The organism is Kribbella sp. NPDC005582 (assembly GCF_040605415.1).
Lineage (GTDB): Bacteria > Actinomycetota > Actinomycetes > Propionibacteriales > Kribbellaceae > Kribbella.
This window is the reverse complement of sequence record NZ_JBEXCU010000001.1, coordinates 1143997-1164454: the sequence shown is the minus strand read 5'-3', so window position 1 is coordinate 1164454 and position 20458 is coordinate 1143997. Positions and strand designations below refer to the sequence as shown.

The following is a 20458-nucleotide window of genomic DNA, read 5'->3' as shown; positions in this document are numbered from 1 at the left end:
CCGTTCCGAAGCTGACCCTCAGCCCTGCGCGAGCAGGGTCTGCAGCGTGGCGGTCAGGTTGGCTCGTGTGGTGGCGGGGAGGACGGTGGTCAGCTCGGTAATGCGCGCGGTGACGGCTTCGTGGGCTTGGTTGGCGAGGTCGCGGCCGGCGTCGGTGAGGTCGATCTGGCAGGCGCGGCGGTCGGTGGGGTGCGCGATGCGGGCGACGAGAGTACGGCGTTCCAGGCGGTCGACCATGTTGGTGAGGGTGGACCGCTCGATGCTCAGGATGCGGCTGAGATCGGTCATGCCCTGCGGGCCCATCAGCAGGACACAGACCAAGTGCGCCTGCTGCGGGGTGAGGCCGAGCGGGCGGCTGGTCTCGGCGTACAGGTCCTGGAGGAGGTGCATCAGCTGCACGAGAGCACCGGTCAGCTCGGTGTCGGAAGCCGTCTTCGTCGCCATGTGATCCAGTGTAGTCCGGACGCCTGATACTTCGTAGTGCTACTGTTTAGCTCTACGAACTACTTCAGGAGGATCACCATGCGGTTCGGATATGGCTCGCCGGCCGGAGTGCGCGACGTGGGTACGGTGCTGCGGCTGGCCGAGCAGGCGGATCGGGACGGCCTGGATCACGTCAGCGTCTCCGATCACCCGTACGTCGCGGATCTGCTCGACGGCTACGCGACGATCGGCGTACTGCTCGGCCGGACGACGCGGTTGTCGGCGTTCGTCAACGTCACCAATCTCCCGCTGCGCCCGGCGCCGGTGCTGGCCCGGACCGCAACCTCGCTCGCCGCGCTGTCGGAAGGCCGCTTCATCTTGGGTCTTGGCGCGGGTGGCGCGTGGGACAAGATCACCACCATGGCCGTCCCGGAGCTTCGGCCGGCGGCTGCGGTCGAGGCCTTCGAGGAAGCGATGCAGCTCGTCCGCGGGATGTCGGACGGCGGGCAGCCGCAGCCCACCAAGCACTACCCGATCGGCAAGCTTCGCCCAGCGGCCGTCGCGGCGCCGCTGATCTGGACCGGGTCGAACGGCCCGAAGTCGCTGGCCGCGACCGGACGTCAGGCCGACGGCTGGATCCCCGGCCACGCGGCGGACTGGCTGAGCGAGCGGTACCGCTGGTCCCGCCCGATCATCGACGAGGCCGCGCTCTCGGTCGGCCGCAAGCCGAGCGACGTCGCCACGATCTACAACTTCCCTGGCGAGATCACGAGCTCCCCAGTACGCCGTACGCGCGGTGACGACGGCCTGTGGATCGGCGGATCGAGCGAGCAGTGGGTCGACGAACTCACCAGCGGGATCCTCGAGTACGGCGCCGGTGGGTTCACCCTCTTCCCGCGCGGAGCCGAACCGTTCGACGTCCAGCTCGCGCGCTGGAGCAACGAGGTGGTCCCGGCCGTCCGTGCACGGATCTCAAGCCAAGGTAGCTAGCTCGGCCGGAGTCAGCTGGATGTCGGCGGCGGCGAGGTTCTGCTCGAGGTGAGGAATCTTGCCGGTGCCGGGGATGGCCAGGATGTTGGCCGAACGGTGCAAGGTCCAGGCGAGCCGAACCTGTTGCGGGCTGATGTCGTGGGCGTCGGCGATGGCTTGGATGGCTGGGGTCGGCGGACCGACCATCGAGGAGAACGGGACGTAGGCAATGCCGTTGGCCGCGCAGAGGTCGATCAGCGGGTCGTCGACGCGGAGCTCGACGGAGTAGTTGTTCTGAACGCAGACGACCGGAGCAATCGCCAACGCCTCGTGCAAGTGATCGACGCGAACGTTGGAGATGCCGAGGTGCTGAATCAGTCCCTCGTCCCGCAGCGCAGCCAGTACGGCGAACCGGTCGGCGAGCGAGCCGGAGTCGTCCGCGACACGGAGGTTGACCAGGCCGAGTGAGTCGACGCCGAGCGCGCGCAGATTGTCCTCGACCTGTGCGCGGAGCTCGGCCGCGGTGGTGGCCTGGTAGAAACCGCGCTCAGGATGGTTCCCCGGGCCGATCTTCGTCGCGATCAACAGCTCCGACGGGTACGGCGAGAGCGCCTCGCGGATCAACCCGTTCGCAGGCCCGTAGAAGGCCGCGGTGTCCAAGTGGTCTACTCCGAGCTCAACAGCACGACGCAGTACGGCGACGCCGGTGGCCGGATCGAGCCGCATCGCGCCGAACCCGATCCGGTGCGCCGTGTGGTCACCGAGCTTCCAGGTGGTCACTCTTCGATCGCCTCCTTGATCGTCAGGACAGAAAGTTGAGGATCTCGGCGAACGTTGGGTCGTAGTCCTCGATCGAGGTGTCAACGGTGAGGCTGGGAACCGGCAGATCCACGGCCTGGAAGGCGTTGTGGGTCCGGAGCCGTGCCTCGGCGGTGATCTGCGAATCCTCGTGTGCGGCTCGTCGCGGGTCGCTCGCGGTGCGTGCGGTGATGCGGTCGAGTGCGACCTCGGCGGGTACGACGCAGTGCAGGATGCGAAGGTTCGCACGACCGAGCAACGGGCTGAGTCCCGGTGTCCAGACCCGGTCCTGGAACGCGGCTTCGGCGACGATCGTCGTACCGCGGCCGACCAGCAGACCGATCACGTCGAAGAAGGTCGCCAGTGTCCGCATCGTGAGCGGATCGCCCGGGCCAGGGACGAAGCCGGGGGTGGCGTGGACCATCCCCTCCTTGATCTCGTCCCGGCAGATCGCCGGGCAGCCGATCGCGCTCGCCACCCTGTGCGCCAACGTCGTCTTGCCGGTCCCGGGTGGACCACTCACGACGATGACCATCGGCTTCGAATGCACCGCCGCACCTTAGCCATCCCAGCGCCGGGCCGCCAACGGAAATCCGCCGAAGGACAGGAGGTGTGCGCCGAATCGATACTTCGGTCGGTGGTGCTGAGCGTGGCCGCGGGTGATGGTGGGGACCTACGTCCTGTCGTTGTGGCGCTCGAAAAACTGTCGGTGGGCAGGATTAGCGTTGCGGTATGAGGGCTTGGGATTGGGGGTGACGGCGTGACCATGTATTCGGCGGTGCGGACGACGGGGATCTACTGCCGGCCGGGGTGCGGCGCGAAGCCGCTGGCGGAGAACGTGCGGACGTTCGAGCTGGCGGCCGCGGCGGAGGCGGCCGGGTTCCGGGCATGTTTACGGTGCCGGCCGTATCGGGTGGCGGGGACGGTGGCCGACGAGGCGCCGGAGCTGGTCTGCCGGGCGGTGCAGCTGATCATCGCGGGGGTGCTGGACGAGGCAGGGGAGGCGGCGCTGGCCGACCGGATCGGGGTGTCGGCGCGGCATCTGCGCAGGATGTTCCACGACCATCTGGGCGTGACGCCGGACCAGTTCGCGCGGTCGCGCCGGGCGCATTTCGCCCGGCGACTGCTGGACGACTCCGAGCTCGGGATCGCGGAGATCGCGTTCGCCTCCGGGTTCGGGAGTCTGCGGCAGTTCAACCGGGCCATGCAAGAGGTCTTCCGATCATCGCCGAAGGAGCTGCGCCAGCGTCGGCGTAAGACCGATCGGCTGACCGCAGACGGCGGTCTTGGCCTGCGCATGCCGTTCACACCGCCGTACGACTGGGAGGCGATGAGCGCCTTCCTCGAGGCGACCGCGATTCCAGGTGTCGAGTCGGTGGCGGGCGGCGTCTACCGACGCACGATCACTCTCGACGGCGAGCCGGGGTTGCTGGAGATCGGTCCGGGCGGTGCGGATCACCTGCTGTTGAAGGCACATCTGCCGTTCTGGGAAGGCGTCATTCACGTGGTTGACCGAGCCGCGTGCCTGGTTGGCCTCGAGACGGATCTGAGCGGAGCCCGGGAGTTCCTCGAGCAGGACGACGGGCTGAGACCGCTGATCGCGACCCGGCCCGGCGTCCGGGTGCCCGGGGCTTGGGGGCCGTTCGAGGTGGCGGTTCAGGCGGTGATCCGGGACCAACTGCCGGCGGCCGAGGCGGACGACGTACTGCGGAAGATCGTTGAAGTGCACGGGATTGCCGCACCGGGGCTGGGCTATGGGCTCACGCACCTGTTTCCAGCAGCGGAGGCGCTGACAGGCGTGGAGCCGATCGCGGCGCTCGCGCAGGAGGTTGCTGAGGGCAACATCATGCTCGACTGCGGGCAACCGGAGGAGCTGGCGCGACGACTGACTGAGATACCCGGCGTGAGCCGGAAGGCGGCGCAGTTGGTGGTGATGCGCCTCGGGGGCCGAGATGCCTGGCCGCTCGACGGCGACGCCGGACATCTCAGCCCCTGGAGGTCTCTGGCTGCGTTTCACCACCTGATAGGTAGCTACGCCAAGGCGTCGTAGGTGCCGGACTTCAGCAACTCGGTCGCCGCGGCGGTAGCCAGCGCGTAGGCGCGGGCCGTGATGGCTGGTCCGACGCTGATTCGAGTCACGCCCAACGTCACCAGCTCCGGCACCGACGGAGCGCCGGGGCCGACCATCACGTTGAGCGGCAGCGGAGAGTCGGCGGCCAGCATGCGGATGGTTGCCGCGTCGACCACGGCCGGGACGAACAGGACATCAGCCCCAGCGTCGGCGTACAGGTGGGCACGGACCATGGTGCCGGTGCCGTCACCGAACATGTAGGTGTCGGTCCGTGCGTTGATGACCAGGTCGATGCCATAGGCAACCGCAGCAGCGCGGGCTGCGCGGATGCGCTCGGCGTGAACGGTCGGTTCGTCGAGGACGCCGCCGGTGCTGTCCTCGAGATTGACGCCGACCGCGCCCGCCTCGAGGACGGCGGTCACTGCCGCCGACACATCGCCGTACCCGGCCTCGATGTCGACGGTGACCGGCACTGAGACCGCGGCGACGATCGCACGGATCGCACCGACAGCGGCCTCCAAGCTGAGTCCGCCGCCATCGGCCACGCCCAGCGACCAGGCGACCCCGGCGCTGGTGGTGGCGATCGCCGACGCCCCGGCCGCCTCGATGGCGCGCGCCGAACCGGCATCCCACGCGTTCGGCAGGACGAGCGGCGGCTGCGCGTGGAGCGTGCGCAGCCGCCGGGCCTGCTCGGCCTGAGTGCTCACAGGCTGACCAGCAGTTCGTGGTCGTGCTCGACGAACTCCACGATCAGGTCGGCGAACCGGCCGGCGATCAGTTCCTTGTACGCCGCCGAGCCGGTGTGCGCGTCGTACGCCGCCTGGTCCGCAAAGTGCTCGACGAACAGCAGGTAGTCCGGGTTCGCCGGGTGCCGGTAGACCCGGAACGACAGCGTGCCCTCTTCGGCACCCGGTCCGAGCGGCGCGAACTCGCGGACGATTTCCTCGGCGAGCGCCTGGTTACCGGGCTTGAGCTGGATGGGGAAGACCTTGGCCAACATCGCATTTCCTCCTGAAGGGTCGTTGGTAGCTCCTCAAGATTGACTCGCGGACCGCTCCTGGGTCTGGCCAGATCCGGACACGATAGTTATATCGCTATGTAAGACGATATGTCTCATAAAGCAAGACTCTGAGCTACGGTGAAGCGTCGGAGCGAAGGCAAAGGAGCCTGGGATGAACAACGTGTACACACACGGCCATCACGAGTCGGTACTGCGCTCGCACAGCTGGCGCACCGCGGAGAACTCGGCCGGCTACCTGCTCCCGCATCTGCGCCCCGGGATGTCGCTGCTCGACATCGGCGCCGGCCCGGGCACCATCACCGCCGATCTCGCTCGCCTGGTCGAACCGGGCCGAACGACGGCGCTGGAAGCCACCGAGAAGGCCATTGCGATCACCCGCGAGACCTTCGCCGAACTGGACCTCGAGATCGAGTTCGTCGTCGGCGACGTCCACTCGCTCGACATCCCCGACGACACGTACGACGTCGTCCACGCGCACCAGGTGCTGCAGCATGTCGCGGATCCGGTCCAGGCACTGCGCGAGATGCGCCGAGTCTGCAAACCCGGCGGAATCGTCGCCGCTCGCGACTCCGACTACCGCGCCTTCGCCTGGTATCCGACGCTCCCCGAGCTCGACGAGTGGATGGAGCTCTACCAGCAGCTGGCCCGCGCCAATGGCGGCGAGCCGGACGCTGGTCGGCGGCTGCTGTCGTGGGCGCTCGAGGCCGGGTTCGTGAAGGTCGAGTCGACGGCGAGCAACTGGACCTTCGCCGACCCCGAGGGCCGGGCGTTCTGGGGCGGCATGTGGGCCGACCGCATCCTGCAGTCGGCGATGGCCGATCAGGCGCGGGTGGCCGGCGTACCGGAGGCGACGCTGGAGGGGATCTCGGCGGCGTGGCGGGACTGGGCAACCCGGCCGGACGGCTGGATCTCGATCCTGCACGGCGAGATCCTTTGCACTGCTTGACCTACACCGACGCGAGGACGACGAGGTAGTCGTCCGGATCGCGCAACCACAGCTCGTCGTGGCCGGCGTTCGGATTGTGATGGACGTCGGTCTGCACCGAGGCGCCGAGCGCACGAGCCCGGTCAGCCGCCGCCCCGAGATCGTCGGTCTCGAACCACAGCGCGACGCCGTTCCCCAGCGGCTGCGTGGGATCACCGAAGGTGCCGTGATGATGCGAGACGTCCAGCCGATGCAACTGCAGCACCAGTACGTCGTCGACGAGGATCCGCTCGTACTCCGGTCCGCCGTGGCCACTCACGGCGCCCAGCACCGCGCAGTACCAGGAACTGCTCTTCTCGACATCGCGCACGGCGATCATGGGTTGTGGTCGCATGCCGACGACGTTAGAGCGCGGGCGGCACCGACGTCTTGAACGAATGGGAACGCTGCCGCGAGACCTCATACAGTACGGCGGTCGCCGCGTTGGCCGCGTTGAGCGAACTGGCGGCGCCGGTGATCGGGATCCGCACCAAGACGTCCGCGGCCTCCTTCCAGGCGGAGCTCAACCCGTTGGTCTCATTGCCGATCAGCACGAGCGCCGGCTGCGTGAAGTCGAAGTCGAAGACGTCGACCGTGCCCGACTCGTCCGTCCCCGCGACCACGATCGGCACGTCAGTACGGCGTACCCAGTCGATCACCTCGCGATGCGAAGGAACCCGCACCGCCGGTACGGCGAACAACGAGCCCGTGGTCGCGCGCACCGCCTTCGGGTCGTAGATGTCGGCGGCATGCCCGGTGACAACCACGCCGGAAGCACCGAACGCGTCGGCCGACCGAATGATCGAGCCGATGTTGCCGGGGCCGGTCGGGCGATCGAAGACGACACCGAGGAAGTCCGGACCGACCGGGATCCGGTCGAGGTCGTCGGCCGGCATCTCCACGACCGCGATCAGCTCCGGCTCGTCCTTCTCGCCAAGCTCCGCCAGCAGCGCAGGCTCCATGGCGATGCGCTCGACACCGGGCAACCGGGTCAGCAGCTCGCGAGCCCAGGTGGAGAGCGGGCGGGCGGCGTCGTGGATGACAGCGCGGATCGGCCAGCCGTGGTCGACCGCGAGCGAGATCGGCCGCACCCCGTGGACGAGGAACTCGCCGGCCCGCTGCCGCTTGTTCCGATTGCCCAAGTACGACTGCCACACCTGGAACCGGGCGTTCCGCGTCGAGATCCGCTGCATCCGCCCACCCTAGTAGCGAAGAGATGTTAGGGCTGGATGTAGCCCCTGGTGTGACCTTCGTGCAGCGTGGCGTGGGTTTCGGCCACCTGGTGGCAGAGGGCCAGGAGCTCCGGCTCGTTCTTGACCTGCTGGCGGGCTTTGGGGCCCAGGGCCACGATATGGTCGCGGGCGCGCAGCAGGCGAAGGAAGATCCGCTCGCGCTCACCCGGATCGTCGGTGTACTCCTCGTCCAGGTACGCCGTCGCGTCGCGGCGGATGTGGGCCATCGCGGTCTGGGTCCGCCCGCGGGTGCTGAACAGCGACGCGAGGATCGTCAGCACCAGCACGACCAGAATCACCACGAGCGACAGTCCGGTGCTGATCTCGCCGACCTCGATGTGCTCACCGCCGTTGATGAACGGCAAGTTGTTCTCGTGCAACGCGTGCAGGATCAGCTTGGCGCCGATGAAGGCGAGGATGACGGCCAGCCCGAAGGACAGGTAGATCAGCCGGTCCAGCAAGCCGTCCAGCAGGAAGTAGAGCTGCCGGAGGCCGAGCAGGCTGAACGCAGTCGCGGTGAAGACGACGAAGACGTTCTGAGTCAGGCCGAAGATCGCCGGGATCGAGTCCAGCGCGAACATCAGGTCGGTCCCGCCGATCGCGACCATCACCAGCAGCATCGGCGTCATCAGCCGCTTGCCGTCGATCGTCGTGAAGAGCTTGTCGCCATCGAAGTCGGGACTGGTCCGGAACATCCGGCGAGCCAGCCGGACGACGATGTTCTGCGCCGAGTGTGACTCCTCGGTCTCCGGTTTGAGCATGTTGCCCGCGGTCAGCAGCAGCGCGATCCCGAACAGGTAGAACACCCAGGAGAACGTGTTCAGCAGCGCCGAGCCGAGGAAGATGAAGCCGGCCCGCGCGATCAGCGAGACCACGATGCCGACCAGCAGCACCTTCTGCTGGTTCTCCCGAGGCACCCGGAAACTGGTCATGATGATCAGGAAGACGAACAGGTTGTCGACCGACAGCGCCTTCTCGGTGACGTAGCCGGCGAAGTACTCCGACCCCATCGCGGAGCCGCCGAAGATCAGTGTCCCGACCCCGAACAGCAGCGCGATCCCGACGTACAGGCTGGACCAGACCGCGGCCTCGCGGATGGTCGGCACGTGCGCGGACCGGACGTGGAAGAAGTAGTCGAACAGCAGCAGCCCGATGATCCCGAGCAGGGTCAGCACCCAGACCAGCGTCATGGGGCCAGCCAATCACGGCGGCACCGCCGCACAGGACAAGTCCAAGAAAGTTGCCGAAAAGGCATCTTTGCCTAAAAGGCAAAATTGTGTAGAGTCGAGGACATGACCGAAGGGCTGCGGGAGCGGAAGAAGCGGGAGACCCGGATCGCGCTGAGCTGGGCGGCGATCCGGCTGGTGGTCGAACGCGGCTACAGCAACGTCCGGATCGAGGAGATCGCGGCCGAGGCCGGGGTCTCGCTGCGTACCTTCCGCAACTACTTCGCCGGCAAGGCCGAGGCGATCGCCGCTCGGCAGGTCGATCGCGGGCTGGCGGTCAACGCCGCGCTCCGGGCGCGACCGGCCGACGAGCCGTTGTGGGACGCGATCCGGGTCGCGGTCAACGCCGGCTTCGAGCTCGGGGACAGCGAGAACTCCGGCCAGCTGTTGCCGGACGAGAACTGGCTGGCCGGCGTGCGGCTGATGGTCACCGAGCCCGCGCTGCAGGGTGCGCTCGCAGGGGCTCAGGCGGCCGTCATCGACGAGCTGACCGCCGTGGTGGCAGAGCGGACGGGCACCACCGGCGTGTATCCGCGCCTGGTCGCCGAGGTCGTCGGCGCTGCCCAGCTGGCCGCGACGCACGAGTGGCTGCGGGCCGATCCGCCGCGGCCGATGTTCGAGTTGTTCCACGAGGTCCTGGACCGGATTACCGCCGGTCTGCCCGAACCCTCCTAGATCTCACCTCTGAACCCCTGGCAAGCAGCCGGGGTGCTGAGTCCTGCCCTTGAAAGGGAGAACTGCCATGGATGCCGATGTCGTGATTGCCGGAGCCGGGCCGAACGGCCTGCTCCTCGCCGCCGAGCTCCGGCTCGCCGGAGTCCACCCGATCGTCCTCGAACGCCTCGCTGAACGCAGCAACGAGCAGCGGGCGAACGGCCTGGTCGGCCAGGTCGCCCGGGCCCTCGATCGCCGCGGTCTCGCCGAGCCGCTCGGCGGATCGCCCGGGGGACCGCAGCCGCGGCCGGAGTACATCTTCGCCGCGATGCGCCTGCCCCTGCGGCTGATCGATGACAACCCGATCTACATCCTGCCGTCACCGCAGCCGAAGATCGAAGCTGTCCTAGAGGAGCGTGCGGTCGAGCTCGGCGCCGAGCTCCGCCGCGGTCACGAGCTGGCCGGGTTCACCCAGGACGACACCGGCGTCACCGTCGAGGTCGCCGGTCCTGATGGTCACTACACACTGCGCGCTAAGTACCTGGTCGGCGCCGATGGAGGTCGCAGTCTCACCCGCAAACTCGCCGGCATCGACTTTGTCGGCGTCACGGACGACCAGACGGTTTCCCGCGCCGGCCACGCCACGGTCCCCGCCGAGTACCTCGACCCGAGGACCGGCGTACTGCGGATCCCCGGGTACGGCGACGTACCGCCGTACATGCATCACCGGTCGGACCGCGGCCTGTTCGTGTACGCGCCGTTCCCGGGGCGGCCGGCCCTGGTGAGCACGTCGGAGTGGGACGCGGCGCCCGAGGAGGAAATGACGTTCGACGAGCTCCAGGCGAGCGTCGACCGCGTGCTTGGCGTTCATCTCCCACTGACCCAGGAAACCCCGTTCGTACGGCGCAATGCCGGCGGCAACACGCGGATCGCCGACCGGTTCCGGGCGGGCCGGGTCCTGCTGGTCGGCGACGCGGCCCACGTGCACTCGGCGATGGGCGGTCCGGGACTGAACCTCGGCCTGCAGGATGTCCTCAACCTGGGCTGGAAGCTGGCCGCCGAAGTCCAGGGCCGAGCACCTGTTGGGCTGCTCGACACCTACGAGTCCGAGCGCCGCCCGGTCGGCGAACGGGTCGTTCTGCAGACCCAGGCCCAGTCCGCACTGGTTGCCCCAGGCCCCCAAATCACGGCGCTGCGCCAGGTCTTCGCCGAGCTGCTCGAGAAGCCGGCGGTCGTCCAGCACATCGCCGATCTGATCTCCGGCGCCGACATCCGGTACTTCGAGGGTCCGCATCCGCTGATCGGCCGCTCGGTTCCCGACCTGACCGTGGACGGTGTTCGCCTCGCCGAGATCCTCCGCTCCGGCCGGCCGGTCCTACTCGACCTGCTCGACGGGTCGCCGTACGCAGCCCATGCCGGTGGCGGCGTGGATCTGGTCACCGGCACCAGCGAGCAAAGCGTCGCGATGCTGATCAGGCCGGACGGGTACGTCGCCTGGGCCGCCGACGAGGCCGATGACGACGAAGGGCTGCGGGCCGCGCTGGCGAAGTGGTTTCAGGTGCGCGACTTGACCAGCGCAACGACGTAACGACAGGAGGTGTCGGTCGGATTGCGGAAGGTGGTGGGGGCCGGTGCGCCTAATTGCAGGCAATCACCGGCGTCCAGCTCATGCACCTCCTGTCCTTCGTGCAACTCCAACCGACCCTCGAGGATCCACAACTGCTGGGTCTTGAAGATGTAGGCGTCCGCCGGATACGAGACGGAGGCGCCCGGCGGGAGCTCGACCTCGACGAGTTCGAGCGGCCCGTCGGTCACGGGGGACAGCGCCCGGCGCTGATAGCCGGTGGCCGGGTCGGTCCAGACCGGCTGATCCGCTGCCCGGCGGAGGAGGTCGCCGGTGTGCTCGGCGCGAGCGACCAGCTCGGACAGCGTCATCCCGAGCGCCCCGGAGAGCCGGCCGAGCAGGACCGCGGTCGGCTGGGCCTCGCCGCGCTCGATCTTGGTGATCATCGCGCGGGAGACGCCCGAGCGCTCGGCGAGCGCGTTCACGGACAGGTCCTGGGCGATTCGGGCGGCGTGCACTGTCGCGGCGAGCGAGTCGGAGAGATCCACGCTTGCCACTATAGCGACAGTTATGGCTACTATCATTACATGATCAGAGATGCCGGCCCGGAGGATGCCGCAGCCTGTGCGGCGATCTACGCGCCCTATGTCACCGATACCGCCATCACGTTCGAGACCGAGCCGCCGACGCCGCAGGAGATGGGCGCGCGGATCAAGCAGGCGCTGGAGACGCACGCCTGGCTGGTGACCGAGGACGCCGGCCAGTTGACCGGTTACGCGTACGCCGGTCCGATGAAGCCACGAGCGGCGTACCGGTGGTCGTGCGAGGTCAGCGTGTATCTGGAGCTCGGCCGCCGTCGTACCGGAGCTGGGCGGGCGCTCTACGAGGCGCTGTTCGAGCGGCTGATCGCTCGCGGGTACCGGACCGCGGTCGCCGGGATGACCTTGCCGAACGACGCCAGCGTGGGGCTGCACAAGGCGCTGGGGTTCGAGCCGATCGGGACCTACCGCAAGATCGGCTGGAAGCTGGGCGGCTGGCACGACGTGGATTGGGTGCAACGGCCGCTCGCCGTACTGCCGGATCCGCCGGAAGAACCGCGTTAGCTCGGCGTGGTCATCGGCGGGCAGTCGCCGCCGGGCGTGGTCACCAGCTCGAAGTGCCAGATCTCGTTGGAGTAGGTCTGGCACAGGCCGAACTTGTTGCCCTTGCGAATCAGCCAGTCGTCGGCGTCGGTCGGGCCGATGTCGACGGCGTGCCCGGTGACGTGGTGCGACTCGTCCGGGTCCGCGACGTACTTGCGCGCCTTCTCGCGGCTGCCGTACTGCTTGATCGCCTTGTTCATCAGCTCGATCTGGTACTTCTTGCTCCGCCAGCCGGTGGTCACCTGCATCGGGATGCCGTCCGCCTTCATCTCGAGCTCCGCCTTCTGAATCGCGGTGCGCAGCTTCGGGTCGAGGTTGGCGACCCCCGGCAGATCGGTGTCGAAGGCGCTGGTTCCCGACGGCAGCTTGCCGTCCGCGGAACCGGGCAGGCTGCTGCCGCCACCGGACTTGCCGCGCGGCGTACCGGAGGGCGGCGGGGTGTCGAGCCCACCGGACGTGGAGACCGCGGAGCAGGCGAACAGACCAAAACTGGTGACCGCGGCAACGATCGCCAGCCCGATCAGGGCCCTGGAGCGACGAGGTGTGGTTTCGATCATGCCGAACAGTTCACTTGAGCCGATGTTGCCGGAGCGTCTACGTTTCGGCATACGTTTTCGATACGTCCGGCCTGCTTCAATGGTCGGTATGCGGGTGCTGGTCGTGGAGGACGAGGTCTATCTCGCCGAGGCGCTCCGGGCCGGGCTGCGGCTGGAGGCGATCGCGGCCGACCTGGCCTTCGACGGCGACGCGGCGCTGGAGGCCGTGACGGTGAACGACTACGACGTGGTCGTCCTGGACCGGGACATCCCCGGACCGAACGGCGACGAGGTCTGCCGGCAGATCGTTGCGCAGGGCATCGGGTGCCGGGTGCTGATGCTGACCGCGGCCGGTGACCTGGACGACAAGGTGGCCGGCTTCGAGCTCGGCGCCGACGACTACCTGACCAAACCGTTCGAGCTGCGCGAGCTGATCGTCCGGCTCCGAGCACTTGTCCGGCGCCCTTCCGCGGCAACGCCGACCGTCATCGAGTACGCCGGGGTCCGCCTCGACCCGTTCCGGCGCGAGGTGTACCGGGGCGACCGCTACGTGAAGCTGACCCGCAAACAGTTCGCCGTCCTGGAGGTCCTGATGACCGCACGCGGTGGCGTGATCAGCGCGGAAACGCTGCTGGAGAAGGCCTGGGACGAGAACGCTGACCCGTTCAGCAACGCGGTCCGGATCACGATCTCCGCCGTACGCAAGCGGCTCGGTGATCCTTGGGTGATCCACACCGTGCCCGGAGTCGGCTACCGGATGGGCTCGTGAGCGATCAGGGGCTGATCACCTGGCGCCCGCGGCTGACCGTTCGGCTGCGGCTGACCTTGAGCTACGCCGGGCTGCTGGTCGTCGCCGGTGCTGTGATGGCGTGCATCCTGTGGCTGGTCTTCCGGATCGTGCCGAACTATCCGTTCACCCCCGCCAATCCTCGGGACCAGGGGCCGGTCCCGACCAGGGGTGACATTCTCGATCTGACGGTGAAGTTGTCGGCATACGCGATCGGGCTGCTGGCGATCATCGGGCTGGTCGGCGGCTGGTTCCTGGCCGGGCGGATGCTGAAGCCGCTGCAGGAGATCACCGCCGCGGCGCAGCGGGCGGCGACCGGCGCGCTCGATCACCGGATCGGGCTGACCGGAATCCGCGACGAGTTCACCGATCTGTCGGACACGTTCGACGCGATGCTCGATCGGCTGCAGGCGTCGTTCGATCAGTACCGGCGGTTCGCCGCGAACGCTTCGCACGAGCTACGCACTCCCCATGCCGTGATGAAGACGATGCTCGATGTCGCCCAGGCCGATCCGGAGCACCAGGACGTACCGGAGCTGGTCAAACGGCTGGCAGAGACCAACCAACGCGGGATCGACATCGTCGAGGCGCTGCTCAGTCTGGCCGCGCTGAACAACCGCGAGGTCGAGCTCGACCCGGTCGACCTCTCCGCCGTCGTCCGTACGGCGCTCCCGGTACTGACGTCCGAGGCGCGCGCAGCCGGCATCACCGTGGAGACCGCCCTGGCCGAGGCGGTTGTCGAGGGCAACGAGATCCTGCTGCACCAACTGGTCACCAACCTGGTGCAGAACGCCATCCGGCACAACCTCGGCCCTGGTGGTTCGGTCACGCTGGCGCTGTCTCCCGGCCGGCTGATCGTGCGCAACACCGGCCCGGTCCTCGATCCGGCCCAGGTCCGCACCTTCGTCGAACCGTTCGCCAAGGACCGCTACGGCGCCGGCCACGGCCTCGGCCTGGCTCTCGTCGCCCGCATTGTCGAAACCCACCACGGCACTCTCGACCTCACCCCGAATCCCGACGGCGGCCTCACCGTCACCGTCACTCTCCCGCCGGCAGACCTCGCGGAGTAAGCGGGCGGGACCAGGCGACCTCGCGCTCGAGTTGGCCGGTCTTGGTGAAGAGGCGGACCTGGTGGGTGTCAGGCAGCACCGCGGCTAGTGCGTCGCGGTCGGCCCGCTCGAAGCCGAGCCGCTGCCAGAACGGGCCGGAGCGCCGGCTGAACAGCCACGCCGAGCCTGCGCCCTGGCGAGCTGCCTCGTCCAACGCGAACCGGGCCAGGACGGTTCCGTAGCCTCCGCCCCGCGCATCCGGATGTACGGCGACGCTCCGGATCAGAGCGTGGTCACGGTCGGCGCTGAGCTCGAAGCCGGTACTGCCGATGACCGCCCCGGAGTCGTCACGGTCGATCCAGACCAGCACCCCGGGATCGTCGAGCCCGCTCAGCGTCAGATCGGCGTCCTCCAAGAACTGCTTCAGTTCGGCCTGGTCTTCCGTCGTCACGACCTGGGTTCGCACGGCTCGCAGTCTTTCACCCGGATTCGGAATGACCTGCCTGGCGGGTGAGGATGGGGAGATGAGTGAGGTGAAGGTGCGCTGGGCGGCTCAGGCCGACGACCAGGCGTTGCTGGAGATCGAGCGGTCGGCCTGGGATGCCTCGTCGGGATTTCCGTCGTTCACCGACGGGCTGGGCGACACGTTCTTCGCGCGGAGCGGGCCGGAGGTCCACCTCGTCGCCGAGTACGGCGGGGCGGTCGTCGGATACCTGCGGTTGCAGGACAAGTACCCGTTCCCCGAGGGAACCGGCGTACTGGCGGTGAACGGCCTGGCTGTTGCGCACTCGGCGCGCGGCCGGGGTGTGGCGAGCACGCTGATCACGGCCGCGATCGACGAGTCGCGTCGCCGTGGAGCGCGCAAACTCTCGTTGAACGTGCATGCCGTCAACGCGGCCGCGCGGCGGCTCTACGAACGGCACGGCTTCGTCGTCGAGGGTCTTTACCATGACGAGTTCATGATCGAGGGCACTCTGATCGATGCCCTCGCCATGGCGAAGACCCTCTGACGTACTACGGGGTGACGCCGTGGGCGCGGAGCCACGGTTCGGGGTTGACCGGGTTCTGACCGTCGGGCAGCACCTCGAAGTGCACGTGCGGACCGGTCGTGTTGCCGGTCATGCCGATCGCGCCGACCGCCGTACCGGCGGAGACGCTGTCGCCGACGGAGACGTCGAACTCGGACATGTGGCTGTACGACGTCACGGTGCCGTCGGCGTGCCGGATCTTCACCTGGCGACCGTAGGCGCCTTCGAAGTCGGCCTGGATGACCTCGCCGGCCATCACCGCTCGCACCGGAGTTCCGAAGGCGGCGGCGAAGTCGAGGCCGGTGTGGTTGTGCGCCCAACGGCCGCCGGCCTGGTTGAAGCGAGCGGTCAGGTGGTAGCCGGTGGTCGGCAGGACGATCCGCGGAGCGGCGGCCCGCGCCTTGGCGGCTGCGGCGGCCTTCGCCAGCTCAGCCGCCTTCGCCTCGGCCTTCGCTTCGGCGAGCGCCTTGGCCTTGGCGGCGGCGATCCGGGCCGACTTCGCCTTCGCGGCGGAGAGCGCCAGCGCACGACGGGCCGTCAGGGTGCTGCGGGCGGCACGCTCCTGGTACGCCTTGGCCTCGGCCAGCGAGAGGTCGATCCGGGAGGTGTCGCGGGAACCGACGTCGCGACGGTCGACCCGGGCCGCGGTGAGAGCGTCGGCCTGTGAGGGGCTCAGTCCGGTGCTCGCCGTGGAGGTCCCGCCCATCGAGGCGGTGAATCCGATGGTGCCCGCGGTCGCGGCGAGGGCGGCGGTGAGACCGACCAGCTGCGTCCGGCGGGTGCTACTTCGTTGCTTGTTACGGGCCTTCGAACGGTGTTTGGCCACAGGTTGAGAGGACACGAGGGCCTTCCAAGTGGGGATAGCTGCCGAGCGGACTGCTCGGTAGCTCAACGACCATAACGAGCAGGTCACGGGACGCTCAAACGCGGATTGCAACCAGATCTCGGAATTCAGCCACGCTCAGTGACTGCCATCCTTCGCCTCGTACCTGCTCAGGCGTGCAAGCACCTGATTGAAACGGTGATTACCGCGTGACCGGGATCACCCGCGAAGTGGTCCGGAGGGACCCGCTGGAGCCGTTATAAGGCGTCCACATATTGAGAGGTTTGTCGACCAACTTACTGATCTTTCAAGTTCGTCCCATACTGAGTGAGTCCGCAGATTTCAGTGGCAAACGGAGGAGACGGGAATGACGCGCGCACTGCCGTACTACCGCCTCCACATCGACCTGCTGCGGGTCTCCAGCGCTCTCTGTCGGCGCTGACCGCACTTCCGCCTGCCCTTTTCCGCCCCTTCCGCACCGCCGAGGCGTCCCCGTCCGGACGTCCGCGCCGCCGTGCCCGCGTCAGCCTGCCCACCGCCAGGGAGAAGCCCGTGTCGACCACTTCGCTCACCTCCGTTCAGGACACCTCCGATCCGCCGGCCGCCGCCGTACTGGGTGATGCCGATCTGCCCGTCATCGGTCGCCGGCACCCCTGGCGCTGGGTGGGGGTCGCGGTCGTTCTGACCCTGCTGGCGATGTTCGTGCACGGGCTCGTCACCAACCCTGGCTGGGATTGGCCGACGTTCTTCCAGTTCTTCACCACCAAGACGATCTTCTCGGCGCTCTGGGTGACCATCCAGCTGACCGTCTACGGAACCGTGCTCGGCTTCGCGCTCGGTGCCGTCGTGGCGACGATGCGCCTGTCCAGCAGTCCGTTCCTGCAGGTCGTTGCCTGGGGCTACATCTGGGCGTTCCGGTCGATCCCGTTGATCGTGCAGCTGCTGTTCTGGTTCAACATCGCTTACCTGTATCAGGAACTGAGCCTCGGCATTCCGTTCGGACCCGAGTTCGTGCACTTCAGTACGAACAACCTGTTCGGTCCGCTCAGCGCCGCCGTACTGGGGTTGGCGTTGCATCAGGCGGCGTACGCGGCGGAGATCATTCGCGGCGGGATCATCTCGGTCGATGCTGGTCAGACCGAAGCCGCTGCCGCACTGGGGATCCCGAAGCTGCGGCAGTTCTTCCGGATCGTGCTGCCGCAGGCGATGCGGTCGATCCTGCCGAACGGCGCCAACGAGGTGATCAGTCTGTTCAAGGGAACCTCGATCGTCTCGGTGATGGCGATCCCCGAACTCTTCTACCAGGTGCAGGTGATCTACGGCCGCAACAGCCGCGTCGTACCGCTGCTGATGGTCGCGACCGTCTGGTACATCGTGCTGACCACTTTGCTGTCGATCGCCCAGTTCTACGTGGAGCGGCACTTCGCCCGCGGTACGGCGCGATCGTTGCCGCCGACACCTATCCAGCGAGTACGACGGGTGCTGGCGAGGGCCGAGCGATGAGCGCGATGGTCGATATCAAGGGCGTGCACAAGAGCTTCGGTGAGCTCGAGGTCCTCAAGGGAGTGGATCTCGAGGTCCGGGCCGGCACGGTGACGGTGATCCTGGGGCCGTCGGGTTCGGGGAAGTCGACGCTACTGCGGTCGATCAACCATCTGGAGAAGGTCGACCGCGGGCTGATCCGGATCGACGGCGAGTTGATGGGCTACAAGCGGCGCGGCGACAAGCTCTACGAGCTGCGTGAGCGGGAGATCCTGCACCAGCGGTCGCAGGTCGGCTTCGTGTTCCAGAACTTCAACTTGTTCGGTCACCTGACCGCGTTGCAGAACGTCGTCGAGGCGCCGGTCTCCGCGCAGCGGCGCAAGCGCAGCGAGGTCGAGCCGGTCGCCCGCGAACTGCTGGAGCGGGTCGGTGTCGGCGACAAGGCCGACGTGTATCCGCGGCAACTGTCCGGCGGCCAGCAGCAGCGGGTCGCGATCGCCCGTGCATTGGCGCTTCGGCCGAAGGTGTTGCTCTTCGACGAACCGACCAGCGCGTTGGACCCGGAGCTGGTCGGTGAAGTCCTCGATGTGATCAAGGAGCTCGCCCGCGACGGTTCCACGATGGTCGTCGTCACGCACGAGATCGGCTTCGCCCGGGAGATCGCCGACACGGTGGTCTTCATCGACGGCGGCGTGATCGTCGAGTCGGGCCCGCCGGAGCAGGTGCTCGACCACCCCGTCCACGAGCGCACGCGCGCCTTCATCTCCAAAGTCCTCTGAGGAAACTGACATGAGACGTCCCCTGATCCTGGCCATCGCTTTGTTGCTCACAGCAACTGCATGTGCCGGAGACCCGACGACCAACGTGGCCGCCGAGACCGGTGGTGTGAACACGTCGGCCGACCAGAAGCGGGTCGAGGTGAAGAAGAACGAGGCGGCGGCCGCGCTGCTGCCGGCGAAGATCCGCGAGCGCGGCACGCTGATCGTCGGGAGCGGGCAGGGCAGTGGCAGTGTGCCGCTCGGCTTCTACGCCGACGACAACAAGACGCCGATCGGGCTCGAGATCGACATCGCCTACCTGCTCGCCGGTGAGCTCGGCCTGACACCGCAGATCGAGGTGACGAGCTGGGAGAACCTGTTCGTCGGGCTCGACTCGGCCAAGTACGACGTCGGGCTGACCAACATCACCGTGACCGAGAAGCGCAAGCAGAAGTACGACTTCGCGACGTACCGCAAGGACGACATCGCGTTCGAGGCGAAGAAGGGCGGCACCTGGCGGGTCACCTCCGGCAAGGACATCGCCGGGAAGACGATCGCGGTCGGGTCCGGCACGAACCAGGAGAAGATCCTGGTCGACTGGAACGAGCAGAACATCAAGGCCGGGCTGCCGGCGGCGACGATCAAGTACTTCCAGAAGAACACCGACACGTATCTCGCGCTGAGCTCGGGCCGGATCGACGGGTACTTCGGACCGAACCCGTCGATCGCGTACCACATCAAGACCGGTGGCGAGACGGAGTCGATCGGCAAGTTCTCCGGCGCCGGGCCGACCCTGCAGGGGCTGATCGCGGCGACCACGAAGAAGGACAGCGGCCTCGTCAAGGCGTATCAGGCGGCGTTGAACGCGGCCATCGCCGACGGCAGCTACGCGAAGGTCCTAGATCGCTGGAACGTCGGCTCGGAAGCGGTGGAGAAGTCCGAGATCAACCCGCCCGGCCTGCCGATCACGGACTGAGGAACAACCATGCTGAAGAAGATTCTGGTCGGTATTGCGCTGTTGTCGCTGGCTGCCTGCGCCGATCCGGTGGCCGAGGCGCCGAAGACGGACGCGTCTGTGGTGTCGTTCGACACGTCCGGCAAGCAGGCGCACATCACGTCTTCCAAGGTGGACGCGATCGCGGCCGAGTTGCCGGAGGCGGTGAAGGCGAGCGGGAAGCTGGTCGTCGGCAACGGCTCGGCGGGTGGTGGCCAGCCGCCGCTCGGGTTCACGGCCGACGACAACAAGACACCGATCGGTGTCGAGATCGACATCGCCTATCTCGTGGCCAGCGTGCTCGGCGTACAGGCCGAGGTGCAGACGACCAGCTGGGAGAACCTGTTCCTGGGACTCGACTCCGGCAAGTACCAGGTCGGCATCTCCAACATCGGCGTCTCCGAGCTGCGCAAGGAGAAGTACGACTTCGCGACGTACCGGCTCGGGTTGCATGCCTTCGAGGCGAAGACGGGCTCCGGCCTGAAGATCGCCGGCCCAGCGGACATCTCCGGGAAGAAGGTCGCGGTCAGTTCGGGCACGCTGCAGGAGGCGATTCTCCTGGAGTGGAACAAGCAGAACGCGGCCGCCGGGCGTCCGCCCGCTGAGCTGAAGTACTACCAGCAGTCCGCCGACACCTTCCTCGCGCTGCAGTCCGGCCGGATCGATCTGTACCTCGGTCCGAACCCGAACGCGACGTACCACGTGGCGACGCAGCACAAGACCGAGATCGTCGGCACGGTCTCGTCCGGTTACCCGATCCAGGGCCTCGTCGGGGTGATGACCAAGAAGGACAACGGTCTGGCCAAGCCGCTGGCCGACGCGCTGAACGCGGCGATCGCTGACGGCAGCTACGCGAAGGTGCTGGCCAAGTGGGGCCTGCAGGGCGAAGCCGTCCCGAAGTCCCTGGTCAACCCACCCGGACTCCCGAAGAAGTAGG

At 67.7% G+C, this 20458-nt stretch carries 26 protein-coding genes; 14 read left to right on the top strand and 12 right to left on the bottom strand.

Annotated elements, in window-relative coordinates; genetic code table 11:
* Window positions 1-18 precede the first annotated feature (18 nt).
* A complete protein-coding gene (locus ABZS29_RS05845; RefSeq protein ID WP_355458924.1) occupies window positions 19-444 on the bottom strand; it encodes a MarR family transcriptional regulator in 426 nt (141 codons plus the stop codon).
* 78 nt (window positions 445-522) lie between these two features.
* Here ABZS29_RS05845 and ABZS29_RS05840 point away from each other — a divergent pair, with 78 nt between their 5' ends.
* The gene (locus ABZS29_RS05840) at window positions 523-1413 is read left to right on the top strand and encodes an LLM class flavin-dependent oxidoreductase (RefSeq protein WP_355458922.1); all 891 of its coding nucleotides are present in this window, start codon (window positions 523-525) and stop codon (window positions 1411-1413) included.
* Here ABZS29_RS05840 and ABZS29_RS05835 read toward each other — a convergent pair.
* On the bottom strand, window positions 1396-2172 hold the full coding sequence (locus tag ABZS29_RS05835) for an aldo/keto reductase (protein ID WP_355458921.1): 777 nt from the start codon (window positions 2170-2172) through the stop codon (window positions 1396-1398). The two genes, ABZS29_RS05840 and ABZS29_RS05835, sit on opposite strands and share 18 nt — an antisense overlap.
* Window positions 2173-2194: 22 nt before the next feature.
* A complete protein-coding gene (locus ABZS29_RS05830) occupies window positions 2195-2740 on the bottom strand; it encodes an AAA family ATPase (RefSeq protein ID WP_355458919.1) in 546 nt (181 codons plus the stop codon).
* A 216-nt stretch (window positions 2741-2956) separates the two neighbouring features.
* On the opposite strand from ABZS29_RS05830, the gene ABZS29_RS05825 reads away from it, so the two are divergent.
* Window positions 2957-4240 (top strand): AlkA N-terminal domain-containing protein, encoded by a 1284-nt coding sequence (locus tag ABZS29_RS05825; protein WP_355460832.1) that lies wholly within the window; start codon window positions 2957-2959, stop codon window positions 4238-4240.
* On the opposite strand, the gene ABZS29_RS05820 is transcribed toward ABZS29_RS05825, so the two are convergent.
* Together ABZS29_RS05820 and ABZS29_RS05815 are read right to left on the bottom strand one after the other, a co-directional pair.
* A complete protein-coding gene (locus ABZS29_RS05820; protein WP_355458917.1) occupies window positions 4222-4968 on the bottom strand; it encodes an isocitrate lyase/phosphoenolpyruvate mutase family protein in 747 nt (248 codons plus the stop codon). The two genes, ABZS29_RS05825 and ABZS29_RS05820, sit on opposite strands and share 19 nt — an antisense overlap.
* Window positions 4965-5261 carry an antibiotic biosynthesis monooxygenase gene (locus tag ABZS29_RS05815; RefSeq protein ID WP_355458915.1) on the bottom strand — a complete coding sequence of 99 codons (297 nt, stop codon included), beginning with the start codon at window positions 5259-5261 and terminating at the stop codon, window positions 4965-4967. Before ABZS29_RS05815 ends, ABZS29_RS05820 begins: the two co-directional genes overlap by 4 nt.
* Before the next feature lie 172 nt (window positions 5262-5433).
* Between ABZS29_RS05815 and ABZS29_RS05810 the strand changes: the two genes are divergently transcribed.
* The gene (locus ABZS29_RS05810; RefSeq protein ID WP_355458914.1) at window positions 5434-6228 is read left to right on the top strand and encodes a methyltransferase domain-containing protein; all 795 of its coding nucleotides are present in this window, start codon (window positions 5434-5436) and stop codon (window positions 6226-6228) included.
* 1 nt (window position 6229) lies between these two features.
* Here the strand turns inward: ABZS29_RS05810 and ABZS29_RS05805 are convergent, their stop codons facing one another.
* Genes ABZS29_RS05805 through ABZS29_RS05795 form a run of 3 tightly spaced genes read right to left on the bottom strand, consistent with a single transcriptional unit; the run spans window position 6230 to window position 8668 of the window.
* Entirely contained in the window at window positions 6230-6601 is a 372-nt protein-coding gene (locus tag ABZS29_RS05805; protein ID WP_355458912.1) for a VOC family protein, read from the bottom strand.
* Between the two features lie 10 nt (window positions 6602-6611).
* Entirely contained in the window at window positions 6612-7439 is an 828-nt protein-coding gene (locus ABZS29_RS05800) for a TrmH family RNA methyltransferase (RefSeq protein ID WP_355458911.1), read from the bottom strand.
* 26 nt (window positions 7440-7465) lie between these two features.
* Entirely contained in the window at window positions 7466-8668 is a 1203-nt protein-coding gene (locus ABZS29_RS05795) for a TerC family protein (RefSeq protein ID WP_355458910.1), read from the bottom strand.
* Between the two features lie 102 nt (window positions 8669-8770).
* On the opposite strand from ABZS29_RS05795, the gene ABZS29_RS05790 reads away from it, so the two are divergent.
* Complete coding sequence (locus ABZS29_RS05790) at window positions 8771-9379, top strand: TetR family transcriptional regulator (protein WP_355458908.1); 609 nt, start codon at window positions 8771-8773, stop codon at window positions 9377-9379.
* A gap of 67 nt (window positions 9380-9446) precedes the next feature.
* A complete protein-coding gene (locus tag ABZS29_RS05785; RefSeq protein WP_355458906.1) occupies window positions 9447-10946 on the top strand; it encodes an FAD-dependent monooxygenase in 1500 nt (499 codons plus the stop codon).
* Here the strand turns inward: ABZS29_RS05785 and ABZS29_RS05780 are convergent.
* On the bottom strand, window positions 10913-11470 hold the full coding sequence (locus ABZS29_RS05780; RefSeq protein ID WP_355458904.1) for a helix-turn-helix domain-containing protein: 558 nt from the start codon (window positions 11468-11470) through the stop codon (window positions 10913-10915). The two genes, ABZS29_RS05785 and ABZS29_RS05780, sit on opposite strands and share 34 nt — an antisense overlap.
* 39 nt (window positions 11471-11509) lie before the next feature.
* On the opposite strand from ABZS29_RS05780, the gene ABZS29_RS05775 reads away from it, so the two are divergent.
* Entirely contained in the window at window positions 11510-12025 is a 516-nt protein-coding gene (locus ABZS29_RS05775; protein ID WP_355458902.1) for an N-acetyltransferase family protein, read from the top strand.
* On the opposite strand, the gene ABZS29_RS05770 is transcribed toward ABZS29_RS05775, so the two are convergent.
* Window positions 12022-12672: a M15 family metallopeptidase gene (locus ABZS29_RS05770; RefSeq protein WP_355458900.1), complete on the bottom strand. Its 651-nt coding sequence runs from the start codon at window positions 12670-12672 to the stop codon at window positions 12022-12024. The genes ABZS29_RS05775 and ABZS29_RS05770 overlap by 4 nt on opposite strands.
* Before the next feature lie 37 nt (window positions 12673-12709).
* Between ABZS29_RS05770 and ABZS29_RS05765 the strand changes: the two genes are divergently transcribed.
* Both ABZS29_RS05765 and ABZS29_RS05760 read left to right on the top strand, forming a co-directional pair.
* A complete protein-coding gene (locus ABZS29_RS05765; RefSeq protein WP_355458899.1) occupies window positions 12710-13369 on the top strand; it encodes a response regulator transcription factor in 660 nt (219 codons plus the stop codon).
* Window positions 13366-14457: a HAMP domain-containing sensor histidine kinase gene (locus ABZS29_RS05760; RefSeq protein ID WP_355458898.1), complete on the top strand. Its 1092-nt coding sequence runs from the start codon at window positions 13366-13368 to the stop codon at window positions 14455-14457. The genes ABZS29_RS05765 and ABZS29_RS05760 overlap by 4 nt, the downstream gene beginning before the upstream one ends.
* Here ABZS29_RS05760 and ABZS29_RS05755 read toward each other — a convergent pair.
* A complete protein-coding gene (locus ABZS29_RS05755) occupies window positions 14426-14902 on the bottom strand; it encodes a GNAT family N-acetyltransferase (protein ID WP_355458896.1) in 477 nt (158 codons plus the stop codon). The two genes, ABZS29_RS05760 and ABZS29_RS05755, sit on opposite strands and share 32 nt — an antisense overlap.
* Window positions 14903-14960: 58 nt before the next feature.
* Here ABZS29_RS05755 and ABZS29_RS05750 point away from each other — a divergent pair, with 58 nt between their 5' ends.
* Entirely contained in the window at window positions 14961-15446 is a 486-nt protein-coding gene (locus ABZS29_RS05750; protein WP_355458895.1) for a GNAT family N-acetyltransferase, read from the top strand.
* Window positions 15447-15450: 4 nt separating this feature from the next.
* Here ABZS29_RS05750 and ABZS29_RS05745 read toward each other — a convergent pair whose 3' ends face one another.
* Window positions 15451-16290, bottom strand: coding sequence for a M23 family metallopeptidase (locus tag ABZS29_RS05745; protein ID WP_355458893.1), 840 nt, complete (start codon window positions 16288-16290; stop codon window positions 15451-15453).
* 364 nt (window positions 16291-16654) lie between these two features.
* On the opposite strand from ABZS29_RS05745, the gene ABZS29_RS05740 reads away from it, so the two are divergent.
* The 5 genes from ABZS29_RS05740 (at window position 16655) to ABZS29_RS05720 (ending at window position 20457) form a co-directional block, all read left to right on the top strand.
* Window positions 16655-16729: a putative leader peptide gene (locus tag ABZS29_RS05740; RefSeq protein ID WP_355460830.1), complete on the top strand. Its 75-nt coding sequence runs from the start codon at window positions 16655-16657 to the stop codon at window positions 16727-16729.
* A 110-nt stretch (window positions 16730-16839) separates the two neighbouring features.
* Complete coding sequence (locus ABZS29_RS05735) at window positions 16840-17790, top strand: amino acid ABC transporter permease (RefSeq protein ID WP_355458891.1); 951 nt, start codon at window positions 16840-16842, stop codon at window positions 17788-17790.
* The gene (locus ABZS29_RS05730) at window positions 17787-18548 is read left to right on the top strand and encodes an amino acid ABC transporter ATP-binding protein (RefSeq protein WP_355458889.1); all 762 of its coding nucleotides are present in this window, start codon (window positions 17787-17789) and stop codon (window positions 18546-18548) included. Before ABZS29_RS05735 ends, ABZS29_RS05730 begins: the two co-directional genes overlap by 4 nt.
* A gap of 10 nt (window positions 18549-18558) precedes the next feature.
* On the top strand, window positions 18559-19503 hold the full coding sequence (locus ABZS29_RS05725; protein ID WP_355458887.1) for an ABC transporter substrate-binding protein: 945 nt from the start codon (window positions 18559-18561) through the stop codon (window positions 19501-19503).
* Window positions 19504-19512: 9 nt separating this feature from the next.
* Window positions 19513-20457: an ABC transporter substrate-binding protein gene (locus ABZS29_RS05720; protein WP_355458886.1), complete on the top strand. Its 945-nt coding sequence runs from the start codon at window positions 19513-19515 to the stop codon at window positions 20455-20457.
* Window position 20458 lies beyond the last annotated feature (1 nt).